14 protein-coding genes are annotated in these 14,737 nt (G+C 38.0%); 4 read left to right on the top strand and 10 right to left on the bottom strand.

Going from position 1 to position 14,737, the window contains the following annotated elements; translation table 11 throughout:
- The first annotated feature begins 11 nt into the window (after nt 1-11).
- Nucleotides 12-2,048: an ATP-binding protein gene (locus AA637_RS04520; protein ID WP_446684077.1), complete on the top strand. Its 2,037-nt coding sequence runs from the start codon at nt 12-14 to the stop codon at nt 2,046-2,048.
- Nucleotides 2,049-2,070: 22 nt separating this feature from the next.
- Complete coding sequence (locus AA637_RS04515; protein WP_446684076.1) at nt 2,071-3,423, top strand: NurA domain-containing protein; 1,353 nt, start codon at nt 2,071-2,073, stop codon at nt 3,421-3,423.
- 6 nt (nt 3,424-3,429) lie between these two features.
- Here the strand turns inward: AA637_RS04515 and AA637_RS04510 are convergent, their stop codons facing one another.
- The 5 genes from AA637_RS04510 to AA637_RS04490 all read right to left on the bottom strand — a co-directional run bounded on the left by AA637_RS04510 (nt 3,430) and on the right by AA637_RS04490 (nt 9,032).
- Nucleotides 3,430-3,900 carry a TniQ family protein gene (locus AA637_RS04510; protein WP_446684075.1) on the bottom strand — a complete coding sequence of 157 codons (471 nt, stop codon included), beginning with the start codon at nt 3,898-3,900 and terminating at the stop codon, nt 3,430-3,432.
- Nucleotides 3,900-4,727 (bottom strand): TniB family NTP-binding protein, encoded by an 828-nt coding sequence (locus tag AA637_RS04505; protein WP_446684074.1) that lies wholly within the window; start codon nt 4,725-4,727, stop codon nt 3,900-3,902. The genes AA637_RS04510 and AA637_RS04505 overlap by 1 nt, the downstream gene beginning before the upstream one ends.
- Nucleotides 4,728-4,736: 9 nt before the next feature.
- On the bottom strand, nt 4,737-6,245 hold the full coding sequence (locus AA637_RS04500) for a Mu transposase C-terminal domain-containing protein (protein ID WP_446684073.1): 1,509 nt from the start codon (nt 6,243-6,245) through the stop codon (nt 4,737-4,739).
- 43 nt (nt 6,246-6,288) lie between these two features.
- On the bottom strand, nt 6,289-6,414 hold the full coding sequence (locus tag AA637_RS04495) for a hypothetical protein (protein WP_446684072.1): 126 nt from the start codon (nt 6,412-6,414) through the stop codon (nt 6,289-6,291).
- A gap of 218 nt (nt 6,415-6,632) precedes the next feature.
- Complete coding sequence (locus tag AA637_RS04490) at nt 6,633-9,032, bottom strand: fimbria/pilus outer membrane usher protein (protein WP_446684071.1); 2,400 nt, start codon at nt 9,030-9,032, stop codon at nt 6,633-6,635.
- Nucleotides 9,033-9,093: 61 nt separating this feature from the next.
- Between AA637_RS04490 and AA637_RS04485 the strand changes: the two genes are divergently transcribed.
- Nucleotides 9,094-9,843 carry a tetratricopeptide repeat protein gene (locus tag AA637_RS04485; protein ID WP_446684070.1) on the top strand — a complete coding sequence of 250 codons (750 nt, stop codon included), beginning with the start codon at nt 9,094-9,096 and terminating at the stop codon, nt 9,841-9,843.
- Here AA637_RS04485 and AA637_RS04480 read toward each other — a convergent pair.
- The 3 genes from AA637_RS04480 to AA637_RS04470 form a co-directional block, all read right to left on the bottom strand.
- Complete coding sequence (locus tag AA637_RS04480) at nt 9,830-10,129, bottom strand: hypothetical protein (RefSeq protein WP_446684069.1); 300 nt, start codon at nt 10,127-10,129, stop codon at nt 9,830-9,832. The genes AA637_RS04485 and AA637_RS04480 overlap by 14 nt on opposite strands.
- Nucleotides 10,130-10,169: 40 nt before the next feature.
- A complete protein-coding gene (locus tag AA637_RS04475) occupies nt 10,170-10,949 on the bottom strand; it encodes a fimbrial biogenesis chaperone (protein WP_446684068.1) in 780 nt (259 codons plus the stop codon).
- A 112-nt stretch (nt 10,950-11,061) separates the two neighbouring features.
- A complete protein-coding gene (locus tag AA637_RS04470) occupies nt 11,062-11,373 on the bottom strand; it encodes a hypothetical protein (protein WP_446684067.1) in 312 nt (103 codons plus the stop codon).
- A 69-nt stretch (nt 11,374-11,442) separates the two neighbouring features.
- On the opposite strand from AA637_RS04470, the gene AA637_RS04465 reads away from it, so the two are divergent.
- Nucleotides 11,443-12,200, top strand: a protein-coding gene (locus AA637_RS04465; protein ID WP_446684519.1) for an IS5 family transposase whose coding sequence is annotated in 2 segments (ribosomal slippage) — nt 11,443-11,782 and nt 11,782-12,200 — 759 coding nt in all. Because the reading frame shifts where the segments join, the coding sequence is not laid out codon by codon here.
- On the opposite strand, the gene AA637_RS04460 is transcribed toward AA637_RS04465, so the two are convergent.
- Entirely contained in the window at nt 12,167-12,496 is a 330-nt protein-coding gene (locus tag AA637_RS04460) for a hypothetical protein (protein ID WP_446684066.1), read from the bottom strand. The genes AA637_RS04465 and AA637_RS04460 overlap by 34 nt on opposite strands.
- Before the next feature lie 371 nt (nt 12,497-12,867).
- The gene (gene feoB / locus AA637_RS04455; protein ID WP_446684065.1) at nt 12,868-14,706 is read right to left on the bottom strand and encodes a ferrous iron transport protein B; all 1,839 of its coding nucleotides are present in this window, start codon (nt 14,704-14,706) and stop codon (nt 12,868-12,870) included.
- Between the last annotated feature and the right edge of the window lie 31 nt (nt 14,707-14,737).

The following is a 14,737-nucleotide window of genomic DNA, read 5'->3' as shown; positions in this document are numbered from 1 at the left end:
GATTTGCAAAAATGGGAATTACTAATGATTTAATTAAGATTGATCTTTTTAAACGTAATAAATCTACTAGCGACTGGGAAACAGGTACATTTGTTGGTCGTCCTTTTCGACTGAGTTATACCAAAGCAGAAATTTTAGTAGCTGATGCTTGGAAACAACAAGCTAAAGGTATTCCTCAAGGGTGTTTTTTATTAGCTTATTACGATAATGAACTTGATCAAAAAAATGATTGTGAAGCAATATTACTCAGAGTTATTCAACCAACAAGATTACCAACAGATCAAGAGGTTATTAGTAGTATGGTTGAATATTACAAAGATGATATTCAAACTGGAGAAACCAAAAAAAGTCAGCTAGATACTTTTACTCGTTATGAGTTTTCTTTTAGTGGGTTAGAGTGTTCAATATTAGGTTCTTTTTATATTGATGAGAATGGAAAAACTCGTTTTGGTGCTGATTTAGAAAATTTTTATAGCTCTCATAATTACTCCGTTATCAAACCTTCAGCGGATATTTTAAAAGGTATTGTTAATTACAGAGAAAATGGAACACCAGGAGGTTCTGGAGATATAAAAATTGGGAAAGTTCGTTATAGTTCTAGTCGCCGTTTTCAGCAACTAGAAAAAGATGTTATTGTTTATGTCCAAGCACCTGATTTTGCTGGAAAAAGAACGGCTCTTTTTGGTATGACAAGAACAGGTAAATCCAACACAGTTAAAAAGATAATTCAAGCTTGTGTGGAGATGAGCAATAATGCACCTCTTGAGTTAGATAAAAGTGAAGAAACACCAGAAGAAGTGCTTAAACCTTTAACAGAAGATAATAATCCTAAATATCCAATTGGGCAAATTATTTTTGATATTAATGGAGAGTATGCTAACCCTAATCTTCAAGATCAAGGTACAGCAATTTTTGATTTATACCAAGAACAAACTGTTAGGTATTCCACAGTTCCCAAAGAAGGTTTTAGGGAAATGAAAGTTAATTTCTATGAAGAAATTGAAAATGGTTTTGAATTAATTAAAAGCTATCCTACGATTGCGGAAGATACAACAAGATTTGCAATGAATTTTAAATCAGTAGATTTAAGTAAACCTGAAGATTATCAAACAAATCATTCAGCACAAGCTCGTTATGATAGAAAAGTTGCTGTGTATTTATGCTGTCTCTATAAAGCTGGTTTTAAAGTTACAAATAACAACAGTAACTTTAGAGTGAAATTTTCAGCCAATCAAGATGTTCGTAATGACGTAAATCCAAATATTAATCCTTCTTCAGGATTAACTTTAGAAGAAGCGGCTAACTGGTGGGAAATTTTATGGGACATTTATGCTGAAGATCCCAATAATACGTTTTCTAAGTATAGGCAAAGTCATGATGGAAAAGAATGGGCAGATGAAGATTTAAAAGCTTTGTTGGTTATGTTAACTCGTAAAACAAATTCTGGTAAAAGTTCTCTTTGTGCAGGATTTCGTATCTTTAATCCAGTTAAAGAACAACATACTAGCACTAAACAAGAACCATTTGATCAAGATATTTTAAACAATTTAAGACAAGGTAAAATTGTTATTGTTGATCTTTCGCTTGGCAATGCAGAAATACAATCAATGTTTAGTGAAAGAATATGTCAAAGAATTTTTACCGATGCGATCAGTCGTTTTACTAGCACTCGTCCTAACAATTTTATTCAATTTTATTTTGAAGAAGCACATAATCTTTTCCCTAAAAAAGATGATAAAGATTTATCTCAGATTTACAATAGATTGGCTAAAGAAGGAGCTAAATTAAATCTCGGTTTAATCTATGCAACTCAAGAAGTAAGCTCTATTAGTAGCAACATTTTAAAATCTACTCAAAACTGGTTTATATCTCATTTGAACAATGAAGATGAAATTAGAGAATTGAGAAAATATTATGATTTTAGTGACTTTACCGAAAGCTTAATTCGCTTTAGTCAAGATACAGATAAAGGTTTTGTACGTATGAAAACTTACAGCAACCCTTTTGTTATTCCTGTTCAAATAGATCGCTTTCCTCCAGAAAAATAAAATTTTATTAAGGTCAAATATTATGGGATATACAAGTAAAAATAACCGCCGTCCTTTTGAAAGTGCTAGTAAAGCTTCACATCATCACATTATCAATGATCCTGAAGTTAAAGCAGTTATGGAAAGAATGGAAAAACCACTTCAAGTTGATGGAGTTTCTATTGAAGAATTGATAAAAGATTTTGAACCTCCTGAAAATAATCCTGTAGAAGCTATTATTGCTGTAGATGGAGGTTATACAGAAGTAGTTTTAAATAAAGACTTTCCTTCACGAACTATTCATTTTTTGCAGTTTGGAGCATTATTTTTTAAATTAGATGATTTAGCAGAAATTGACGCATCAGCTTTTATTGATCCTAAAGATATGGCTAAATTAAAAAATATACAACGTTTAAAATTAGCTTTACCTACTCGTAATTTATGCTTTAAAGATAGTCAGACCTTAAAAGGTACTGTATTAAAAGCAATTTATGAATTTTTCCTTAACAATAATTTAGATGAAGATAAAAGTTTAATAGATACCTTAGCATGGTTTGTGTTTCGTAAATATAAGCAAGGACAAAGAACAGAAAACGACAAATCTTATAACCTGGCAACAAATCCATTAACTTTAGAAGGTAATCCAATTCTTTTGTCAGAAGATAAAATGAATAGAGATTATACTTTTAATTGTCCTGAAACTGGCGGGAAAATTTATTTAACTGATATTTTTCGTCTTCATGAAGTTATTGACGAAGAAACAGGAGCAGCAGGTATTTTAGGTTATTTACTTAATGTAATTGAACATTTAATTATTATTCATTTGATTCGATTATTATATAATAAACAACCACAAATGCTTAAAAAAGTTTTATTTATTAAAGATGGTTCAACTGGCTTTTTTGGACAAACTGCACAACTTCATGTTGCAATGCAGGATTTAGTAAACTGGCTTTTTGATAAACAAAATATTTTATTAGCTGGATTAGAAAAAAGTGGTGCTTTTGTTGATCACGCTCAAGATATACAAAACAAATTAGAACTTGGAAAAGCACTCATTTTGAGCGATGATTATATTTATCGCTGTATTTTATCAGGAACAGGTGATCCTAATCGTCCTTATGCTTCTACTAGCAATTATGGACATAAAGTTATTTTTAAAACGAGAAATGGACAAATGTATGTTGTTGCAGTACCTGTTAGAGAACTTAAGAAAAATCCAACCATTAATAATTTACCTAATTTACAAATAATACTTGATAATGTCGAGAAGTTACATTGTGATATGTATGATTCTGCTTTATTCCCTGTAGCTTTAGTTAATAAATTAGTGAGTCTTTCTGCACATCCTAGCCAAAGAATTTTAACAAAATTTGCTAGAAACTTTTCAGGATAGTTATTTTTATGTGTAGTCAGCAAAAGGGGTAAAACACCGATGACACCAAGCATCAACCCATAAAGCAGGAAACTTGAATCTTGCCCCACAATTAGGGCATTCCGATAACAGTTTTACTTGATGCCTTTCGCACTTATAAATCTCCTTATACTGCCATTTCATGCGATGATAAGGCTTTTCACCATAACAAACCGAACAAAGACGAATAGGAGTCATTTTCATAGGGGCAGAAGGAAACATCGTTTGTAAGGTTGCTACCTCCACTTGTACGATCGCACTTAACTTCTCCAATTGTTCAAGGGAAGGAGGAGGATTAAAACGAAACTTCTCCCAACGGGCGATCGCCCCGTAGAGTCCAGTTATCTTGCCCAAACCAGAAACAGTAAGCACATTCTCCCGTCGAAAACGACCTAAAAAATGACTGATGCTTTCACCCTCGTAAGGTGTTACGGTAAACCACCAAGGCTCAATTTCCATTATTTATACTCCTGTACAACTTCCTTTAAAGTGTCATAATCAATCTTGTTAAGTCCCTTCTTCAGAGAACGAATTGCAGCATCACGCAAAACCATATCCATAATCCCGATGTAACCCTGAGTCGCCTCCCCAATCAATTTCAACATCCTTTTATTCGTTAAATTAGAAGCCACAGGTAGCTTCAACACCTGTTTCTCCCAAATGTTGACAGTACGACTAAATTCTTCTCCCCCTAACTTACCAAACCGATAACAAGCCCGAAAACGATTATAAACTTGCTCATCCTTCTTTACTACCGCATCCAAACGATCTGTACCCACAAGAACAATCGCAATATTGAGATGATCAAAAATATCCCGAATTTCGGCAAAAGTCTTTGGTTTACAGCGATCTGCCTCATCAAAAATGATCATCTCTACACCACATCCTTGCAATACTGTCATCGCCCTTTTTCTGATTTCAGCTACCGTACCCTTAGTCATCTGATACTTGAGGTGTTCAATAATTCCTTGAAATAAATCTTTTGCTCCACATTCTTGGGGTACTTGTAAATAAATTACTGGAACTTGAGGAGGTTTACCCTTCTCTTGAATTGGCTTATGTCTCAAACGATAAGAATTACACGCAATAGTTTTCCCCGTACGAGATTCCCCCACCACTCGACAAGACTGTTTCGATTGACGCTTACTTTCCAACCATTCATGAAGTATCGCAACTTGCTCTAAACTTACCACCGTTTTACCCTCTAATCTTTTGATCTCCTCCTGTAGATTTGCTTCAGGGACATCAATCTTACCCAATTGTTCTGCTACATTTTCCGCTTTCATGGCTAACCCCTAAAAATCGAAATCTTCTTGTAGTTCTTCATAGTCAACAACCTCCACCCAATGATCATCAGAAAAACCAGAAGGCTCATCTTCTAGTTCCGTTGTTTTCAAGACAGGGGAAGGTATGGAAGGCTTGACTCGTTCTTGTTCCTCTTTCTGTCGTTGTTTTTTCGTTTTCTTCACTGTAAAGTTCGAGCGTTCCTCTACCTCCATCAAAATGCTACGATTACTCAAACTTCTTCCAGCATTTCTTACTCTTTTAGCACTAGCTTTCGCATCGATCAAGGATAAAGACTCACACTCTAAATCCACCGCATAGGCACGAGTCAGGAAAACCTCTTTATTATTCTCACGACGATATACTAAAATGCTTGTAATATCCCTAGGGTCATAGCGAATGATGATAGTTTCTCCTTCATAACCTGCGAGATATTCTCCCTTATAAATCAGATTTTCAAATTGGAGATGACCACCCTTTTGCACTCTTCTCCGTGACTGTTTCATTAAGCAAATATCTAACTCTCGTTCAGAAAGAATATGTGGCACAGAAAGTAATCCAGCTTCCCAACGCACAAAACGAGTTTGTTCTCCCATACGAGCATCAAGACGTTGATTGTAGTTATCCACAATGTAGCGGACAATTAGTTTCTCCAAATCTTTCAACGTTAAACAGGCTTCCTTTTCCGCATCCTCTGGACGTTCTTGAACATTACCACCTGTATATCCTGGTAAAGTAGAAAATACCTCCGTGTTCAAGGTTTTAAAAGGACGTTCTACCACACCACCCTCACTAGGGCGACTGCGTAAATGACAAGTAAAACCTAACTGTAAGCTGATTTGTTGAAGATGATTAGAACGAAAATCTTTACCGCCGTCAGTGTAAAAATACTCAGGTTTACCATAAGTTCCCCAATCCTCGTGTAGTCCATAGTCAGAACTATAACTTTTGGGTAAAATAGCGTGACGTAGAGCCAAAGCAACCACTTGAGAACTAGGGGCATCAAAACCAAGATGTATACCCATAATACAGCGAGAATAAGTATCTATTACTGTGGTTAGCCAAGGTCTGCCTAATAATTCACCAAATTTATCTACGAGAAGAATATCAGCTCGAGTATGGTCACATTGCCACACATGATTACTATACTCCACATTAATATCTGTCCCTGCTCTGGTGGATACAGCTAACCTTGTACCTCTCCACCCCGGACTTCTAACCCTTTTCTTATTTTCTTTTTCAGCAATAATTGGATTGAGGATACGATACACCGTCATGTGAGAGGGAGGGTTGATACCCCAATTCTCGGCTTGAGCGAATGCCCGTAAATAAACTTGCTTGGGAGTAATTCTTCGACTACCTTTATTGCCTTCCCGATAAGTCTTAACAATAAAATCCTGCAATCGTCTATCAATTCTATAAGATCCCTTATCTGCTCGATTATTTTGGGCGATGCCATGCAAACCATCTTTTTCCCATTGTTTGACATATCTTTGGATAGTGCGAACTGACTTATTCAATTGGATTGATGCTCGTTTTAACTTTTCCCCATAAGTTTTGCGGTCACGAAGTGGCAGGCTTCGCCTGATCGCACGGCTCCAGTAAGTCTTCAATGACATCAGCTATTTTCTGTTCTTCGGGAGAGAGTTGAGTTATTAATTCTGGTGCATCGGAAAATTGGTCATCCATCCCCATAACTCCTACATAAATGTTTTATTAATACATAGTAGATTAATATTTATTATATGACATATAATTTGTTATATTTCAGAAAAACGACACTTAATTTGTTAATTTAATTTGAAAAACGATCAAACCTGATTTAGGGAAGTATAAGTAGTGATGCTTTATGCACAAAGATTTTAGAAGTATTTACTTTCAGCGACAATAATTTGTTATCACGTCATTTAATTTGTTACTGTACACCCCACCTGATTGGTAAATAAGGTTAAAGGTTCAAAATCAGGATTAGAAAGGGAAATCACTTCCCCTGCTTGAAGGGCAATGGGATTTCCTTCCCCATCTTGTAAAGTACCCCTGACAAACACAGTAGCATCAGTACCCACCACAATAACGCTACCACTTCTGTAGGTAGGGTAAAGGGTAAAAGCCGATTCTCCCAAATCAAAACCGAGGGGTAAATCAGGGGCATCAATGCGAATATTGCTCAGAGAGTAGGAGCTTAAAGTTGGCACCACAGCGGGTCCAAAAATTCCTGCTTCGGCAATGTGTCCCCTTGTGCTAGGATTAACCACAATAGATTGATTTGAAAAATTATCATTACGGGCAATAATCACAAAACTATCCGTCACAGGACGAGTCCAACCAAGACGCCCCCCTGCAAAAACAAAAGCGGTATCAAAGTTAAGATTACTTCTTTGTTGGCTTTGATCATAGTTATGGGCAAAATTGAGACTACCAAAAAAGGTACGATAATCCAAGCCTAAACGAGAGCCAAAACTGCGGGGCTGGGGATTAAGATTAAGGGTGAGATTACTATTAATACTGTTGAAGGTGTTGGGATTACGGCGATTCCACCTTACTTCCGTGGTGCCTTCTCCTTCGGTGGTTAGGGTATTTCTAGCACTGATAGACTGGTTTCTACCGCTTTGTAATAGGTTTACCCTCAACTGAGTATCATCTTCCCCCGACTGTTGACAACGATGGCTAAGGTTAACGTTTAAGGACATATTACTACTTAATCTGGTGTTAAGGGCGATCGCCCCTCGATAACCATCAGGATTATCTAAACTTCCTATTTGATAACCGACATTAAAATTAACCCCTAAATTATCGGTTAATCTTTGTCCATAATTAACACCTAAATTCCACGCCACCGTATTAACAGAATCACTAAAAACATTGTCAGGATTACCAATGCTCAAGTTACCAAACCGCTGAAAAAAAGGCCCCTGATATTCCACATTAAAACCAAAATTAGGCGCCCTACGCCCTGCCGTGGTGAGGGGTAAATATTGATACCTGAGACGAAAACTATGGTCAACCCCCACAGGATTGTTACTCAGTGCCATATCCCAACCAAAATTTCCCAAATTGGTTGCTAAAACGCCCTCCGAGCCAAATAACTGTTGCACATTCGCCCCCTGAAAATAAGCTCCTAGGGTAAGGTTAGGGGCAATACCTTGGCGATAAAAGCCCGTGGCAATGGGGCGAGACGTATCATAATTTCGGGTGCCTTCTTCACTAAAAGAGGGTACACCCACTCCTACCCCAAATTGACTTAAACCCACCGCCAATAAGTCCGAGGCGAGGGGTGCAGAAAAGGAGAGGTTGCGCACTTGTCCCACATCATCGGTAATTTGTAGGGTAATATTATTCTGTCCTGTACTGAGGGCAAAATTACGAATATCCTGAGTTCCCGCAGGAAGTTGTAGGGTTTGTCGCAATAAGCCGTTGACAAATATTCCCACCGTGGAGGGGCGCTCGAGGAAAAATTCAAATTGTCCTGTGGGTACAGTGACAAGGTATGGTTGCAAAGAAAAATTGCGCACCATGGCGATGCCTCCCATGGGAACAAAACTTTGATAACCCCTTGTGAAGCTGAATAAATCCCCCATGACATAGCGGATACCGTTGTTGGGGTCATCCCTCACCAAGCGAATATCAGACCTGACAAAGGAGGGGGTTGCCCCTTCGCTATAGGTGCCACTGCCTTCCAATACCCAGCCTCGATAATTGATTGCTCCATCTACGCCCAGCCCAAAGGTTTCTCGTCCGAGGTTACCACTACCACTCCAAAGGTAGGATTGTCTGCCCCTGAGATTCACAAAACCGCTCAGAGAAGCTGGTCTAATGGCATTTTCTGCCCCTGGGGGCAAATTTTGGTTTCCTGAGCCGTAAACGATGGTTCTACGTAAATTTGGGGGAATTTGTAGTCTTAGTTGTAATTGTTGCCCATCAAAAAATCCATCAATGCCTGTGGACTGGATGCCGTTGATGGTAAGGTTATCACTATCGCCCACCAATTGTTCTAGGGCTTCTTGGACATCGGGGCGTACATATTCTCTGATGCGACTGAGTAGGGTGGTGGCAACTATTTCCAGATTATCTCCATTTCCTAGGGCAACAAAAACAACTATTTCTCCTTGGGGTTGATCGTTGATGAATAGTGGTACGATAATTCTTTGTAGTCCTGTGGGTCTAGGTCTATTAAATATTCTCTCAAATAGTTCGTCGGTATTTTGGTTAAGGTCGTTGGGGCGATCGCCATTAATTTCTGTTTCTTGAACTAAAAAAATATCTACGGGAGTAGTGGCAATATTATAGGGTAGGTGATTCACAAACATCAATCTTCAAAGACTTGTTTTCGGGCTAGAATTGAGCTATTCCGTTGGTGATAGTTTGGTCATGAAATTACTGTTTAAGTATATTACTTTTTCCATTGGTTCTTTATCGGTTTCTTTGCTTATTCTACTAACTTCTATTAAGCCTTTAGGGGCGGAGCTTGAAATTCAGCCAGAGGTTTTATTTGAGCAGGGAGTTAATCTAGGAGAATCGGGAAACTATCAATCTGCCATCGAGGTTTTTTCCCAAGTTATCATTCTTTCTCCTTTTGTGCCAGAGCCTTATTATAATCGTGGTCTATCCTTTGAGCGTCTTAATCAATTCCAAAGGGCGATCGCCGATTACAATCAAACCCTACAATTAGCTCCCGATTATATCCCAGCCTATCTCAACCGAGGCAACCTTTTCAGTCTTGACGACGATCACCAACGGGCAATCGATGACTTTAACCAAGCCATTAACCTAGATCCTAATTATTATCGTGCTTATTATAATCGTGCCAATAGTTATTTTTATCTGGGTGAATACCAAAAGGCGATCGCTGATTATAACCAAACTCTCATCCTCAATCCCCATTACTACGACGCTATCTACAATCGAGGATTAACCCACTATCAAATGGGCAACCTAGACTCCGCCCAAAAAGATCTCTTCCAAGCCGCCAGAGCATACCTCCACCGTAACGACAAAGACAGCTACCTAGAAGCCCTAGAAAGAATCCAAGAACTAGAGCTATCCACCAACACTACCACAAGCTACATTCCCCCCTTATTAAGGGGGGCTAGGGGGGATCAAACTCTTACAAACTATTAACAAATACCACATCATCATCATCAAAAAATAAATTCGAGAGAGGATCTAAAAATATCTCCATCTCCCGAAAAATTTCCAAGGGAGGCAAAATTATAATCATGGTATCAGTATTTACCTCTACCACGGGAGGTGTACGCATGGTTTGCGCATAACCTTCGGTGGCATTGGGTTTAAGCACTATGTTCCGTGGCACCGATGACACTGAACTTTCCCCAGCCATCACCCCAGCACAATTGAACACCGTAAACCCAAATATAAACACCCACTTGATTAATAAATTCATCATTGCCCTCTCCCATTATTTCCTGAGCAATTATTCACCCTACCTAATTAGCTTCCAAAGTAGCCACCAAATCCCCCGCAGGGACACCATCAGGTAAAGGCAAAATGAATTGACGTTTACTACCAGCCAACACAAAAGCACCCTTATCGTCTTTAATGTCAGTACCTGCAACAGTGATACTATTTTCAGGGTTCGTGGGTGAAGAAATAGCCAGACTTAAATTATTAAACAACCCTCGTCTGTTACCCTGATTTTCAAAAGTAACCGCCAATTGCTCTTTACCATCTGCCCCTGTTTGACGGGTAATGCTATCCACCACAATATTGGCGCTAGCTCCATCAGGAGTCACATAAATCAGAGGAATATAAGTAACAGTAACATTTAAATTGACCACAATACCTGTAGGATTAGGGTTTTCTACCTGCCGTAAGTTGATAGGTAACTGCTCAAAAACCGCCTTATAAATCAATTCGTGGTCAGGTTCAGGATCTCCTAACCATGTTACCCTCACTACCTGCCGTTGTCCGGGGTTGATAATCATTTGAGGGGGATAAACCAAGAAGTCTTCTTCTTCTTCGTTTTGAGTCTCTGTACCATCAAGCGCAACACCCCATTTCATCATTCTTACTTGTACCGCCACAGGCTCGGTGCCAGTGCTGGTAACATAGAAATTTCTCATAATGCCCCGACCAGAAGGGCGTAATTCTACTGAGTTGGGGGTTAGTTGAAAGTTAGATCCAGCCCACACGCGGGGAATATTAACTAGGTTTGCACCCACCATACAGGCTAATAAGATAGCCCATTTATTTTTTATTTTTAGCATTTACTTGCCTCCCTGTATATCTTCTGAGGTAGAAAGTATTTTGTTGATTTATTTCACTTTCTACCTAAAGACTGAAGATTTTATTCAAAATCGATCAATTGAACCTTTGTTGTTAATTGCCAAGACCTGCACTAAATACAAGAGTAACAGTATCAATATAGGTTTGATTAGGAACTCTTGTTCCTTCACTTATTTTTATTTGAAGATCTCCTGTTGCATCAGTAACTCCATCATTAGTATCTACAACTTCTCCTGTTGCGAGAACAACTCCAGCTTCTGAAGTTATTTGATAACCAGCAGTAGTTCCAGGGGTTAAATTCGTTGTATCGGCACTGGGAGTAACTAATTTTACTTGATAAGGAATATTTGCTCCTCCAACATTAGCTGTTAAGACTCCAGTTCCTTGAGCTTTAGGGCGTGTCATCAAATAGAAGAGAATAACAGATAAAATAAGGATGATAGTAATTGTGACAAAAGTGAGGATATGGTAGAGATGCGCAGGTATGGTTTGAGAGACGATCAATGGGAAAAAATTAAAGATTTATTACCGGGTCGATTTGGTACAGTGGGAGTCACCGCCAAAGATAATCGACTTTTTGTCGAAGCGGTATTGTACAGGTATCGAGCTGGTATTCCTTGGCGAGATTTACCTAGTCGATTTGGTGATTTTCGAGTGGTTCATACTCGTTTTAGTCGTTGGAATAAAAAAGGTGTCTGGGAAAAGGTTTTTCAAATTTTGGCAGGAGATAGTGACGATGAATATGCCATGATTGATTCAACCATAGTAAGAGCACACCAGCATAGTGCTGGTGCAAAAGGGGGGATAAAAACGAGGAAGCAATAGGTCGAAGTAAAGGAGGTTTAAGTACAAAAATTCATACTACGGTTGACGCATTAGGTAATCCTACAGGTTTTTTCCTCACCGGAGGACAAAAATGTGATTTGGACGGTGCAGATGTTTTACTAAAAGAAATAAAGGCAGATATTTTGTTAGGGGACAAAGGTTATGATGCGGATGAAAGAGTTCTGGAAAAGCTAAAGAAGCAGGATAAAATAGCGGTTATTCCACCAAAAAGAAATAGAAAAGAACAACGAGAATATGATAAGTATTTATATCAAGCAAGACATTTGATTGAGAACTTTTTTGCCCGATTAAAACAATATAGAGCCATAGCCACTAGGTATGATAAACGAAAAATAAATTTTCTTGGTGCTATTTATCTAGCCGCAGTCGTTATATGGCTTAATTGATGACACGCCCTAATATTCCAATCTCCCAGAACGTTTCTAACATATCGGACAGATCCTATGGATTGATCATTTACCGATACATCACCATAGTCAATATTAAATGAGTTGCTTCCACCAGCTGTCCATTCTATAAATGTAAGTGGATCTACAGTAACATTTATATTATCATTATCCTGTAGTTGCTCTGTTTCTGGAGGAGCAAGTGGTTCTGCCAAAACAGCAAGGGGAGCGATCGCACTTACACCAAATAGTAAACCAGAAATCAAAGCTAAACGACCAAAGTTTTTAATACTCATAATTCTACCTCCGTCCAATGACTTGTTAAGTATGTTTGTAGGGCATCGCTTGTCGGTCACTAGAGTTATTTACTTTTTATTTATACTTCTATAGTACCTATTCCACTAATCAATAACATCCGTTTGACTACTCATTTTTCCTCAAAAACAAATATGTTCTTTCTTATGTATCTTCTGGGTATAATGTCAGCATTAAGACTCACTTCATCATATTTTTACATAATAAACTAAGTAAATATATATACTTTTACTCATAGCAAACGTAATAATGATTTACATTGTTAAGTATTAACAGTTTGTTACATTTTTTTCAAAATAATGTTGATTAATTAGAGTCCCTCAGCATTGAGAGCCACGTCAAAAGGAGAGATCTACTTAAACCCCAAAAACAAAGCTCCTCTATAAAAAATAAATGCCATCCCCCAAGCATAAGCAAGAGAAAAAATAAGGGAAAATATAGTAAACCCCCACGACTTCGACTCAGCCTTTACCGTGGCAACCGTAGTTAAACAAGGAGTATAAAGTAAACAAAAAACACAAAAACTAATGGCGCTACTAGGGGCAATAGTTAAAGCAAACTGAGCCGTTAACGCCGATGTACCCATACCGTAAATAGTAGCAAAAGAACCCACCACAATCTCCTTTGCAATAAAACCAAAAATCAAAGATAAAGTCAAAAAAGGATTGATGCCGATGGGTTCCATTATTGGTGCTAAAAATACCCCCAACTGTCCGCCCCAAGTATCCAAACCCGTTGCATTTTCAGGGAAATAAGTTAAAAACCATACCGCCACACAACCGATAATAATAAAATTTGTCGCACGACGCAAAAACTCTTTTACCTCTCCCCATCCTCTCAATAAAACTTGTTTTGCAGTGGGTAATCTGTAGGGGGGTAACTCAATGACAAAAGGCTCTTTACTTTTAAATTGTTCCGTTTTGCTAAATACAAAAGCCACCAAAAAACTAGCCACAAAACTAAGAATATAGAGAAAAAATAAGACAAAAGGACCTAAATTTATCGGAAAAATAGCCCCAATTATAAAAACAAAAACCGCTAACCTTGCCGAACATAAAGCAAAAGGAATAATTAACATGGATAACATCCGCATAGGGCGAGAGCGAATAATTCTCGTACCCATCAAAGCAGGAACGTTACAGCCAAACCCCATCATTTGCATTACAAATGCCCTACCGTCAAGCCCCATTTTTGCCATGAAAGCATCCATCAGATAAGCCGAGCGAGATAAATAACCGCTATCCTCCACCGCTGCCATCACAAAAAAGAAAATTACAATTAAAGGCACAAAAGATGCCACCGTTGCCACCCCAAGCCATACTCCATTGAGTAAAAAACTTTGAATAATATCGGGGAATGGGAAGATAATAGGCTTGATAATTTGTTCACTCATCCAAGTAGTAGCCATGTCGATGACATCTTGGGATGGTAAACCTAAATACCAGATAAGAAAGAATACCCCCAACATAGAAGCAAAAAAGATAGGAATACCAAAAACAGGATGGAGTAAAATATTATCTAGTTTTTCAGTAAAGGTTCTAACTTCCTCCGAGGGCATCTTGACAGCCTCTAAAAAAATATCCATTCTTTCTTGATTATTAATAGGATTATCTTGGAAAAAATTATTAATATTCTCTAATTGAAAAGACTCTTTTTTTTCAGAAATTACACTATTTATCTTGTTTAAAACAGGAGTAATTCCTTTGTTATATTTCGCACTAATTAAGAATATAGGAAGCCCTAATTTCTGTTCTAACTTTTCTTGATTTATTTCGATACCATAACGCTTTGCCTCATCTGCCATATTTAACATCACCATACAAGGCAACCCAAGGGCTTTTAATTGTAAAATAAGGTTTAACTGTCGATCTATCTGGGACGCATTGACAATCAACAACACTAAATCAATGGGAAAATCCGCTAAAAACCTTTGCACAATGGATTCATCCTCAGAAAAACCCTCTAAATCATAAATACCAGGTAAATCAACAATTTCCACGGTTTGCCCTTGAATATCTATCTCTGCTTGTAACAAATCAACGGTAATACCAGGCCAGTTTCCTACATAGGCATTCATCCCCGTGAGAGTGTTAAAAAAAGTAGATTTACCCGTGTTGGGTTGCCCGATGAGGATAATTCTTTTTTGGGCGTTACCAGAAACAGTTTTAATCGCCGAGTGACAAGTTTGCATAGGTTTTTTGCTCGAAGTTTTGAATATGAAT

This window comes from Cyanobacterium sp. HL-69 (assembly GCA_002813895.1).
GTDB lineage: Bacteria > Cyanobacteriota > Cyanobacteriia > Cyanobacteriales > Cyanobacteriaceae > Cyanobacterium.
This window is presented reverse-complemented; position numbering and strand designations above follow the sequence as displayed.

Coding starts and splice junctions, on each gene's coding strand:
- feoB (WP_446684065.1), bottom strand. CDS start 14,706: ATGCAAACTTGTCACTCGGCGATTAAAACTGTTTCTGGTAACGCCCAA.
- AA637_RS04475 (WP_446684068.1), bottom strand. CDS start 10,949: ATGCTAAAAATAAAAAATAAATGGGCTATCTTATTAGCCTGTATGGTG.
- AA637_RS04505 (WP_446684074.1), bottom strand. CDS start 4,727: ATGAAAGCGGAAAATGTAGCAGAACAATTGGGTAAGATTGATGTCCCT.
- AA637_RS04515 (WP_446684076.1), top strand. CDS start 2,071: ATGGGATATACAAGTAAAAATAACCGCCGTCCTTTTGAAAGTGCTAGT.
- AA637_RS04520 (WP_446684077.1), top strand. CDS start 12: ATGGGAATTACTAATGATTTAATTAAGATTGATCTTTTTAAACGTAAT.
- AA637_RS04490 (WP_446684071.1), bottom strand. CDS start 9,032: ATGTTTGTGAATCACCTACCCTATAATATTGCCACTACTCCCGTAGAT.
- AA637_RS04480 (WP_446684069.1), bottom strand. CDS start 10,129: ATGATGAATTTATTAATCAAGTGGGTGTTTATATTTGGGTTTACGGTG.
- AA637_RS04470 (WP_446684067.1), bottom strand. CDS start 11,373: ATGACACGCCCTAAAGCTCAAGGAACTGGAGTCTTAACAGCTAATGTT.
- AA637_RS04495 (WP_446684072.1), bottom strand. CDS start 6,414: ATGGATGACCAATTTTCCGATGCACCAGAATTAATAACTCAACTCTCT.
- AA637_RS04485 (WP_446684070.1), top strand. CDS start 9,094: ATGAAATTACTGTTTAAGTATATTACTTTTTCCATTGGTTCTTTATCG.
- AA637_RS04460 (WP_446684066.1), bottom strand. CDS start 12,496: ATGAGTATTAAAAACTTTGGTCGTTTAGCTTTGATTTCTGGTTTACTA.
- AA637_RS04510 (WP_446684075.1), bottom strand. CDS start 3,900: ATGGAAATTGAGCCTTGGTGGTTTACCGTAACACCTTACGAGGGTGAA.